Annotated in this window: 1 protein-coding gene; it reads left to right on the top strand. The window is 64.2% G+C overall.

Going from position 1 to position 1043, the window contains the following annotated elements; all coding sequences use genetic code 11:
* Nucleotides 1–419 precede the first annotated feature (419 nt).
* Nucleotides 420–1043 (top strand): kinase/pyrophosphorylase (locus VJ307_07925; protein ID HJX74071.1); only part of this gene is annotated, 624 nt, incomplete at its 3' end.

The following is a 1043-nucleotide window of genomic DNA, read 5'->3' as shown; positions in this document are numbered from 1 at the left end:
GCGGGCCTCCGGTCCCTGCCGGAAATCCTCGATCGACTCCCGAACAGGCTGTCGATTCCCGAGGCAGGAAGAATCTACAACCGCATCCTCGCGGCGTCCCTTCTCTGAGGGTAAGCCGGCGGTTTCCCGTTTCGCCACGCCGACCAATGCGGTCTCCGTAAGCCATCGTTCCCGTAGCGCAGATTGTCCGGGAAGACCGGCTCCGAAGGAGGAGGGGACCCTCCCGGGCTGATCTCCGCCGGCATGTCATCCGCAATCCCAACCCGGCCGGCAATTCCTCTCGGTATGAATCCGGTCCCGGAAGCGGGTGCGCCCGCCGTCCCCGAAGTCGATTGGAAAACCGCTCCGCGGCCTGATAGATTGATTTCGGGCGGCAGTGCCCGGCATCCCATGCATCCTCGGACAACGGGACGGAAACCATGGGCAGCGAAAAGGCCAAGGGGAAGAAGGTCCCACCGCCGGTCTACATCGTCTCCGGCGGCTCGGGGGCAAGCGGCCATCAGATCGTGGAGACCGCGCTGGCGCAGTTCCCGAAGCTCGACGTGCCGGTCATCAAGAAGGGGCACGTCCGCAATCTGCAGCAGATCCGGGAAGTGGTGAAGAAGGCATCGGCCGAAGGCGGGACGGTCGTGCACACCCTGGTGGAAAGCAAACTGAGGGAAGCCCTCGTCCGCCTCGGCAGGGAGCACGGCGTCGTGACCATCGACCTCATGGGGCCTTTGCTCGAACGGGTGGCGGCACAGTCCCGCGCCAGGCCCCTCGAAAAACCCGGGCTTTACCGGAGGCTCCGCAAGGACTATATCGACCGGGTCGAGGCGATCGACTTCACCGTGGTTCACGACGATGGCAATTCGGCCGATGACCTTCCCGGCTCCGACATCGTGATCCTGGGCGTCTCGCGTTGCGGGAAAACCCCCTTGAGCATGTATCTGGCGGTGCACGGCTGGAAAGTGGCCAACGTCCCGATCCTCAAGGATATCCCGCTCCCCGACGAGGTGTACCGAACGGACCGCCGCAAGGTGATCGGCCTGAGCATCGAGTAC

It is taken from the genome of Candidatus Deferrimicrobiaceae bacterium (genome assembly GCA_035256765.1).
Lineage (GTDB): Bacteria > Desulfobacterota > Deferrimicrobia > Deferrimicrobiales > Deferrimicrobiaceae > CSP1-8.
Note: the sequence above shows the minus strand (reverse complement) of the source record. Positions and strands in the feature narration are given on the sequence as shown.